This window comes from Bradyrhizobium sp. SHOUNA76, assembly GCF_023006445.1.
Lineage (GTDB): Bacteria > Pseudomonadota > Alphaproteobacteria > Rhizobiales > Xanthobacteraceae > Bradyrhizobium.
Genome location: NZ_JALBHA010000226.1, coordinates 1 through 9,440, shown reverse-complemented (window position 1 = coordinate 9,440; position 9,440 = coordinate 1). Strand labels below are relative to the sequence as shown.

The following is a 9,440-nucleotide window of genomic DNA, read 5'->3' as shown; positions in this document are numbered from 1 at the left end:
CGGCTGTCGATGGTGCTGGCGGTGCTGGAGGCCCATTGCGGGGTCAAGCTGTCCGGCCACGACGTCTATCTCAACGTCGCCGGCGGCCTGCGCATCCACGAGCCGGCGGCCGACCTTGCCGCCGCGGCGGCGCTGGTTTCCTCTCTGGTTAACGCGCAGTTGCCCACGGATGCGGTCTATTTCGGCGAGATCTCGCTGTCCGGCGTGGTGCGCCCGGTGGCACAGACCCCGGCTCGGCTGAAGGAAGCCGCGAAACTCGGCTTTCAGCGCGCCGTGCTGCCCGAATCGGCCCGGGGCGAGGCTGGCGGCGATGCCGGATTGACGCTGAATGCGGTCAACAGCCTGACGACATTGGTGGCCGAGATCGCCGCCCGCGGCTCCCGCCGGGGCGAATCGAACGCGCCGGCAGAGAAAAATGCCACACCGGCAAGATTCCGCCGCGGAGAGGGTTAGGTGGAGGTGACGCCGGAGGCCCCCGCCGCTATACAGCCGTCACAAAAGCAACATGGGATTGCGTGGTTGCGGCCTTGCCGGGAACGCCGTCTGCCCCTCTTTTAGGGCAGCGGCCAAACACCGATTCGGCTAGAGCACCTTTGAAGTACGAGCGGACCAGACCAGCCGATGCCAGTTACCATCCTCGACCTGATCCTGCTCGGTGTGATGCTGATTTCGGGCCTGCTTGCCTTGGTCCGCGGCTTCATGCGCGAAATCCTGTCGATCGCAGCCTGGGGCGCCGCGGCGATCGTGACGCTGTACTCGTTCTCGAAGCTGCTGCCGACCGCAAAGACCTACTTCAATAACGACACCGTCGCGACAGTGGTCGTGATCGCCGGCGTATTTGTCGGCACCCTGGTCGTGGTCTCCGTGATCACGGTCCGGATCTCCGACATGATCCTGGATTCGCGCATCGGCGCGCTGGATCGAACCCTGGGTTTCCTGTTTGGCCTCGCTCGCGGCCTTTTGATCGTCGTGGTAGCCTACCAGTTCTTCATCTGGCTGGTTCCCGACAAGCAGCAGCCGGATTGGGTCCGCGGCGCAAAGTCCCGAACGGTGCTTGATTCGACGGGAGATTGGCTGAAGTCGCTCTTGCCGGATGACCCCGAGAACACCATCTTGAAGAGATTCAAGAAAAACAAACCAGATGATGATCAAGCTGATTCCGAGCAGCAGCCTTCGGGCAGTGGCGACGGATACAGTAAACCTGCTCGTGACAGTTTGAAGAAACTGATCGAGAAACCTGCGGCGCGTTGATTGCCCCTAAAAGAGAGGCGTGGACGAGATGCGACACCCTGACCAGGACGCCCAACTTGATCTCGATCCAAACGCCGGTCCAGGCCCGGCCGCGCTAGAGGTTCAGGACGATCTGGAGGGGGATACGCTGCGCGAGGAATGCGGCGTCTTCGGCATCTACGGTCACCCCGACGCCGCCGCCATCACCGCGCTCGGCCTGCACGCCCTTCAACACCGCGGCCAGGAAGCCGCCGGCATCGTCTCCTACGACGGCAGCCGTTTTCACTCAGAACGCCGGCTCGGCCTCGTCGGCGACACCTTCTCCCGCCGCGAGGTGATCGACCGCCTGCCCGGCAACATGGCCGTCGGCCATGTCCGCTACTCCACCACCGGCGCCACCATCCTGCGCAACGTCCAGCCGCTGTTCGCCGAGCTCAATGCCGGCGGCCTTGCGGTCGCCCATAACGGCAACCTCACCAACGGCCTGACGCTGCGCCGCGAGCTCGTGAAGAACGGCGCGATGATGCAGTCGACCACCGACACCGAGGTGATCCTGCATCTGGTCGCGCGCTCCAGGCGTAGCCGCTTCATCGAGCGCTATATCGACGCGCTGCGCGAGATCGAGGGCGCCTATGCGCTGGTCTCGCTGACCAACAAGAAGCTGGTCGGCGCGCGCGATCCGCGCGGCATCCGCCCCCTGGTGCTCGGCGAGCTCGACGGCTGCCCGATCCTGACGTCGGAGACCTGCGCACTCGACATCATCGGCGCGCGCTTCATCCGCGACATCGAGCCGGGTGAAGTCATCGTGTTCGACGAGAACGGCCAGGACATCCACAAGCCGTTCCCGCCGATGGCGCCGCGTCCCTGCATCTTCGAATACATCTATTTCGCCCGTCCGGATTCCGTCGTGCACGGCCGCTCGGTCTACGAGGTCCGCAAGGCCTTCGGTGCGCAGCTCGCGCGCGAGAGCCACGTGCCGATCGACGTCGTCGTGCCGGTGCCGGATTCCGGCGTGCCCGCCGCGGTCGGCTACAGCCAGCATTCCGGCGTGCCGTTCGAGCTCGGCATCATCCGCAACCACTATGTCGGCCGCACCTTCATCCAGCCGACCCAGGCGATCCGCGAGTCCGGCGTGCGCATGAAGCATTCGGCCAACCGCGCCGCGATCGAAGGCAAGCGCATCATCCTGATCGACGACTCGCTGGTGCGCGGCACCACCTCGAAGAAGATCGTGCGCATGATGCGCGATGCCGGCGCCAAGGAAGTGCACTTCCGCCTCGCCTCGCCGCCGATCCTCTATCCCGACTATTACGGCATCGACCTGCCCGACCGCGGCGGCCTCCTGGCCGCGACGCATTCGCTGGAGGAGATGCGCGAGATCATCGGCGCCGACTCGCTCGCCTTCCTGTCGATCGACGGCATGTACCGCGCCATGGGCGAGCCCGGCCGCGACCCCGCCAATCCGAAATTCGCGGATCATTGTTTTACCGGGGCGTATCCGACCCACCTCACCGACCAGACCCAGACCGAGCAGCAGCCGCGGCAATTGTCGCTGCTGGCCGAGGCGAGCTGACGGCGCAGCCGTCATCCCGGGGCGGTGCGTAAGCACCGAACCCGGGATCTCGAGATTCCGGGTCTGGTGCTTCGCACCATCCCGGAATGACAAGTGCCGCGGGGGCTTGTCCCGGCCATCCACGCCTGTAAAACCCCGCCATGACAAAACCCCTCGCTGACCGCATCGCTCTCGTCACCGGCGCCTCGCGCGGCATCGGCTATGCCACCGCACTCGCTTTGGCGAAGGCCGGGGCGCATATCGTGGCGGTGGCGCGCACGCAGGGAGGGCTGGAAGAGCTCGACGACGAGATCCGCAAACTTGGCGGCAGCGCCACTCTGGTGCCGCTCAATCTTACCGATTCCGACGGCATCGCGCGTCTCGGCGCCGGCCTGCACGAGCGCTACGGCAAGCTCGACATCCTCGTCGGCAATGCCGGCGTGCTCGGCCCCTCCTCGCCGATCGGCCATATCGAGCTGAAGAGCTTCACCGACGTGATGGCGATCAACGTCTCCGCGAACTTCCAGCTGATCCGCTGCATGGAGCCGCTGCTGAAGCAGTCCGACGCCGGCCGCGCCGTATTCATCACCTCGGGCGCCGCCAACAAGGCCACCGCCTATGTCAGCCCCTACGCGGCGTCCAAGGCCGCGCTGGAGACGCTCGCGCGCGCCTGGGCGCAGGAAACCGCGAACACCAAGCTGCGCGTCAACCTGTTCAATCCGGGGCCGGTCCGCACCCGCATGCGCGCCACGCTGATGCCGGGCGAAGACCCGGCGACGCTCGATACGCCCGAGCAGGTCGCCGAATTGATCGTGCCGATGTGCGCGCCCGATTGGACCGAGACCGGCAAGTTCTACGATTACAAGACGCGCAGCCTCATGAGCTTCCGTTCGCCGGCCTGATTGACTCGCCTGCCTCCCCGCGATTGACTGCCCGCGCTTAAGCGGCAGCAAGCCGTAAACCAAAAAGGGAGGCCGCCATGGCGCCATGGCATGTTCGCGCAGATCTTGTGCGTGCGCTCGCAAATATCTCTCGCGCCTTTTCCATCCTGATCGCGGCCATCGCGTTTGTGCTTCCTGGCACGGCGAGCGCGGGCGACGTGCCGACTTTCGCGGTCGATGCCGCCTGGCCAAAGCCGCTGCCGAACAACTGGATCCTCGGCCAGGTCGGCGGCATCACCGTCGACTGGCAGGGCCATATCTGGGTGATCCATCGCCCGCGCTCGCTCACCGACGACGAGAAAGGCGCAAGCCTCACCCCGCCGCGCTCGAAATGCTGCGTGTCGGCGCCGCCCGTGCTCGAATTCGATAGCGACGGCAATCTGCTGCGGTCCTGGGGCGGTCCAGGCCAGGGTTACGAATGGGTCGGCCGCGAGCATGGCATCGAGGTCGACGAGCGCGGCTTCGTCTGGGTCGGCGGCAATGCCGACAACGACAACGCGATCCTGAAATTCACGCTCGACGGCAAGTTCGTCGCCCAGATCGGCAAGATCGCGCCGAGCCTCGGCAGCAACGACACGACGCAGCTCGGCAAGCCCGCCGAAACCGCGATCGACAAGGAGGCCAACGAAATCTACGTCGCCGACGGCTACGGCAACCGCCGCGTCATCGTGTTCGATGCGACCACGCTGGCGTACAAGCGGCACTGGGGCGCCTATGGCAACAAGCCCGAGGACACCAAGCAGGCGCCTTACGACCCTAAGGCGCCGGTGTCGCAGCAATTCGGCAATCCCGTCCACTGCGTGAAGCTCGCCAATGACGGTCTCGTCTATGTCTGCGACCGCATCAACAACCGCATCCAGGTGTTCAAAAAGGACGGCAGCTTCGTGAAGGAGTTCTTCTTCGAGAAGAACACGCTCGGCAACGGCGCGGTTTGGGACATCGCGATCTGGCCCGACCCGAAGCAGACCTATTTGCTCAGCGCCGACGGCGAGAACAACGAGATCAGGGTCGTCAAGCGCGAGGACGGCAGCGTGGTCGGCAGCTTCGGGCACAGCGGCCGCAACGCCGGCCAGTTCCACTGGGTGCACGCCATGGCGATTGACGCCACGGGTAATGTCTATACCGCCGAGGTCGACACCGGAAAGCGCATCCAGAAATTCAAGCTGACGTCGGACGCGCTCAAATAGCGTCTTGACGCATTTTGTCCAAAAGTTAACCGAGCGATGACGCTACGACGCAGCGTCATCCGGCTTTAGGCGCATTGCCGCCGGCCGTGGGACAGGCTAGAGCCATCAGCCGGAACAAGGCTCCGCAAGAAAGCCGTCCGCATATTTGACAATGGAGGAAACCTTTCATGACGACGACGTTCGCACGCCGCTCCGCGGCCCTTCTGGCCTGTGCCGCTTTCGGTTTTGCCACATCCGCCTTTGCCCAGGACAAGACCGTCAAGATCGGCGTGCTCAACGACATGTCGAGCCTCTATGCCGACATCGGCGGACCGAACTCCGTGGTCGCAATCAAGATGGCGGTCGAGGATTCCGGCCTGCTCAAGAAGGGCTGGAAGATCGACGTGCTCAGCGGGGATCACCAGAACAAGCCCGACGTCGGCGTCAACATCGCCCGGCAGTGGATCGACAACGATAAGGTCGATGCGATCGCGGACACGCCGAGCTCCGGCGTCGCGCTGGCAGTCAGCAACCTCGTCAAGGAAAAGAATGCGGTGCTGCTCAATTCGGGCGCGGCCACCGCGGACCTCACCGGCAAGGCCTGCACGCCGAACACGGTCTCCTATACCTACGATACCTACATGCTCGCCAACGGCACCGGCAAGGCGCTGACCAAGGCGGGCGGCGACAGCTGGTTCTTCCTTACCGCCGACTATGCGTTCGGTCACGCGCTGGAACGCGATACCAGCGCCGTCGTCACCGCCAATGGCGGCAAGGTGCTCGGCGGCGTCAAGCACCCGCTCAACACGGCGGACTTCTCGTCCTTCCTGCTCCAGGCGCAATCGTCGAAGTCCAAGATCATCGGCCTCGCCAATGCAGGCGGCGACACCACCAACGCCATCAAGCAGGCGGCCGAGTTCGGCATCGTCCAGGGCGGTCAGAAGCTCGCCGCGCTGCTGCTGTTCATCAACGATGTGCATTCGCTAGGCTTGAAGACCGCGCAGGGCCTGACCTTCACCGAATCCTTCTACTGGGACCTGAACGACAAGACCCGCGAATGGTCCAAGCGCTTCTCGGCGCTGGCCAGCAAGAACGCGATGCCGTCGATGACCCAGGCCGGCAATTACGCGATGGTGCTGCATTATCTGAAGGCAATGGAAGCGCTCGGCGGCAATCCCCATGACGGCGCCAAGGTCGTCGCCAAGATGAAGGAGCTGCCGACCGACGATCCGCTGTTCGGCAACGGACCGCTGCGCCAGGACGGCCGCCGTCTCATCCCGGCTTACCTGTTCGAGGTGAAGAAGCCCGAGGAGTCGAAGGGACCGTGGGACTATTACAAGCAGATCGCCACGATCTCCGCGGAAGACGCCGCCAAACCGCTCAAGGACAGCGATTGCCCGCTGGTGAAGAAGTGACCGCATAGAAAGTAGGGTGGGTTAGCCCTGCGGCCGCGCGACGCGCAGTCCGTAGGGCGTAACCCACCACTTCTCTCGCGTCACGCAAGATGGCGGATTACGCTTTCGCTAATCCGCCCTACGGTTCTGAAGGCTTGGCTCAGCCGTAGGGTGGGCAAAGCGAAGCGTGCCCACGGCCATTTCATCGTCGTGGAGAGATGGTGGGCACGGCGCTTATGCGCCTTTGCCCACCCTACGAGACTGAGGGCTTGGCTCCACCCAGCGTCCGCACCGCGATCGCCACGCAGACCACCATCAACGCCGCCGCGAGCAGGAACGGCGCGCCGGGCAGATGCAGCGGCGCGCTGGCGCCGATGAAATAGGAAAAGGTCAGCGTGAACAGGAACGGGCCGACGAGCTGTGACACGCTCTGCACGCTCGCGGTCGCGCCCTGCAGCTGACCCTGCTGATCGGGCGCAACCAGCCGCGTCATCAGCGCTTGCGAGGCGGCACCCGAGATGCCCCACAGTGCCAAAATGGGAATTCCGATCCAGGATAGCGGTCCGGTCGGCGCCGCGCCGAGGACCACGAAGCCGAGGGCGCCACAGCACAGGCCCAGCAGCAGCGCGTTCCGCTCGCCGAGCACGCGCACGATCGGGCCGATGGCCAGTCCCTGCACCACCATGGCGCAGATGCCGACCATGGCGAGCGTCAATCCTACCGTCTTGGAATCCCAACCGTAGCGATAGGTCGCATAGAGCACGAAGGTCGAGGGCAGCACGACATGCGCGACCTGTGCGATGAAGTTGACGACCGACAACGCGGAGAGCACCGCATTGGATCGCAACAGACGCAGCGCCCCGATCGGACTGGCGCTTCGCCAGCGGAACGGCGCGCGCTTGTCGGGCGCAAGCGATTCCGGGAGGACGAAGAGCCCGTAAAGCGCATTGGCGAAGCTGAGGGCTGCCGAGGCCCAGAACGCCAAGCGCGGATCGATATCGCCGAGCAGGCCGCCGAGCGCCGGCCCCAGGATGAAGCCGGCACCGAAAGCCGCGCCAATCCTGCCGAAGACCGCCGCGCGCCGCTCCGGCGGCGTGATATCCGAGATGTAGGCGAAGGCGGTCGAGATGCTCGCCGAGGTGATGCCCGAGATCACGCGTCCGATGAACAGCCAGACCAGCGACGGCGCCAGCGCCATCAGCACGTAGTCGGCCGCGAGCCCGAAATTCGACAATAGCACCACCGGCCGCCGCCCGAAGCGGTCCGACAACGCGCCGAGCAGCGGCGAGAACACGAACTGCATCAGCGCCCAGGCGGTGCCGAACAAGCCGAAGATGCGGGCCGCATGCGCTGTGTCGTTGTCGACGAAGCTCTCGATCAGCTTGGGCAGGATCGGCATGATCACGCCGAGCGCGAGCATGTCCAGCAGGATGGTGACGAAGATGAAGGCCACCGCGCCGCGCCGGACCGGCGGCGCGCCTTGCGCTGTCGCCTGGTCGGCCTCGTTGCTCACGACGGCCGCTTGCGCTTATGTGCGAAGGGATTGGCCTTCTCGCGCAGGGTGATGCGCACCGGCGTGCCCGGCAACTCGAACGTCTCGCGCATGGAATTGATCAGGTAGCGCAAATAGGACTGCGGCACCGCGTCCGCGCGCGAGCAGAACAGCACGAAGCTCGGCGGGCGCGCCTTGGTCTGCGTGATGTAGTTCAGCTTCAGCCTGCGGCCGGACACGGCGGGCGGCGGATTGGCCTGCACCGCCTGCTCGAACCAGCGGTTCAGCGCCGAGGTCGATACACGCCTGTTCCAGAGCGCATAGGCATCCTGGATCGCCTGCATCAGGCGATCGATGCCCTCGCCCATCAGGCCGGAGACCGCCACGATCGGCACGCCCTTGACCTGCGGCAGCAAGTGATCGGCATCGCGGCGCAGGCCCGAGATCGCGCCGCCACCCTTGCTCTCCATCAGGTCCCATTTGTTGACGGCGAGCACGACAGCGCGGCCCTCGCGCTCGATCAAATCGGCGATGCGAAGATCCTGCTCCTCGAAGCGGTTCTGCGCATCCATCATCATCACGACGACTTCGGCAAAACGGACCGCGCGCAGCGCGTCCGCGACCGAGAGCTTTTCCAGCTTCTCCTCGATGCGCGAGCGCCGTCGCAGGCCTGCGGTATCGAACACGCGAAAATCGCGGCCCTTCCAGCTGATCTCGACCGCGATGGAATCGCGCGTGGTGCCGGCCTCCGGGCTCGTCAGCAGACGCTCCTCGCCGAGCAGATGGTTGATCAGCGTCGACTTGCCGGCGTTGGGCCGGCCGACGATGGCGACCCGGATCGGGCGCGTCGCGGCCTCTTCCTCCGAGAGCGGCGCGTCGTCCTCGTTCTCGTCTTCGTCGACGGGCTCCGGCATCAGCTTGGCGAGTTCATCGTAGAGCTCGCCCATGCCCTCGCCATGTTCGGCCGAGATCTGAATGGGATCGCCGAGGCCGAGCGCAAACGCCTCCATCGCGCCGGCATCGCCGTGCTTGCCCTCGCTCTTGTTGGCGACCAACAGCACCGGCTTGTTGGCCTTGCGGGCGAAATCGGCGAAGGCGCGATCGGTCGGCGTGAGGCCGACGCGGGCATCGATGACGAAGAACAGCGCGTCCGCCTGCGCGATCGCGGCCTCGGTCTGCTCCTGCATGCGCGCGGTCAGCGAGCCCTTGGCGCCCTCGTCGAGGCCGGCGGTGTCGATGATGGTGAATTCGAGATCGCCGAGCCTGGCCTCGCCCTCGCGGCGATCGCGGGTGACGCCCGGCAGGTCATCGACGAGCGCGAGCTTCTGTCCGACCAGGCGGTTGAACAGCGTCGATTTGCCGACATTGGGCCGGCCGATGATGGCGATCGTGAAGGACATCAATCATTCGTGCGCTGCCGGGGCAGCGCCTGTCAATGCAATGGAGACAATTGTTTGAGCATGATCTTTTCGGAAAACCGATTCACACTTTTCCGGATCATGCTCTAGCGCGAGAAGCTGCCGCTCGGCAGCGGCGCCGGGAAACCACCCTGCGACTGCTGCTGGGTGGTCTGGGTCGGTTGCGCCTGCTGGACCGGCTGATCCGGCGGCGGCGCAGTGGTGCGCTTGCGGACGATCTTGTGCTTGGGCGGCGGAGCGGCTGTGG

The 9,440-nt window shown here is 65.1% G+C and carries 8 protein-coding genes; 6 read left to right on the top strand and 2 right to left on the bottom strand.

Translation table 11 applies throughout. The features are described from left to right. The 6 genes from MOV74_RS21810 to MOV74_RS21785 all read left to right on the top strand — a co-directional run. The coding region (locus MOV74_RS21810; RefSeq protein WP_309486822.1) for a magnesium chelatase domain-containing protein at positions 1–453 on the top strand (453 nt) is incomplete at its 5' end. Between the two features lie 168 nt (positions 454–621). Then, positions 622–1,251 (top strand): CvpA family protein, encoded by a 630-nt coding sequence (locus MOV74_RS21805; protein ID WP_246926558.1) that lies wholly within the window; start codon positions 622–624, stop codon positions 1,249–1,251. A gap of 28 nt (positions 1,252–1,279) precedes the next feature. Next, on the top strand, positions 1,280–2,803 hold the full coding sequence (gene purF / locus MOV74_RS21800; protein ID WP_246926556.1) for an amidophosphoribosyltransferase: 1,524 nt from the start codon (positions 1,280–1,282) through the stop codon (positions 2,801–2,803). Between the two features lie 140 nt (positions 2,804–2,943). Further along, positions 2,944–3,684 carry an SDR family NAD(P)-dependent oxidoreductase gene (locus MOV74_RS21795; protein WP_246926550.1) on the top strand — a complete coding sequence of 247 codons (741 nt, stop codon included), beginning with the start codon at positions 2,944–2,946 and terminating at the stop codon, positions 3,682–3,684. A gap of 77 nt (positions 3,685–3,761) precedes the next feature. Then, a complete protein-coding gene (locus MOV74_RS21790; protein WP_246926549.1) occupies positions 3,762–4,910 on the top strand; it encodes a hypothetical protein in 1,149 nt (382 codons plus the stop codon). Between the two features lie 167 nt (positions 4,911–5,077). Continuing rightward, positions 5,078–6,304 carry an ABC transporter substrate-binding protein gene (locus MOV74_RS21785; RefSeq protein ID WP_246926547.1) on the top strand — a complete coding sequence of 409 codons (1,227 nt, stop codon included), beginning with the start codon at positions 5,078–5,080 and terminating at the stop codon, positions 6,302–6,304. Positions 6,305–6,536: 232 nt separating this feature from the next. On the opposite strand, the gene MOV74_RS21780 is transcribed toward MOV74_RS21785, so the two are convergent. Continuing rightward, positions 6,537–7,796 carry a TCR/Tet family MFS transporter gene (locus MOV74_RS21780; protein ID WP_246926545.1) on the bottom strand — a complete coding sequence of 420 codons (1,260 nt, stop codon included), beginning with the start codon at positions 7,794–7,796 and terminating at the stop codon, positions 6,537–6,539. Then, a complete protein-coding gene (gene der, locus MOV74_RS21775; RefSeq protein ID WP_246926543.1) occupies positions 7,793–9,175 on the bottom strand; it encodes a ribosome biogenesis GTPase Der in 1,383 nt (460 codons plus the stop codon). The genes MOV74_RS21780 and der overlap by 4 nt, the downstream gene beginning before the upstream one ends. Between the last annotated feature and the right edge of the window lie 265 nt (positions 9,176–9,440).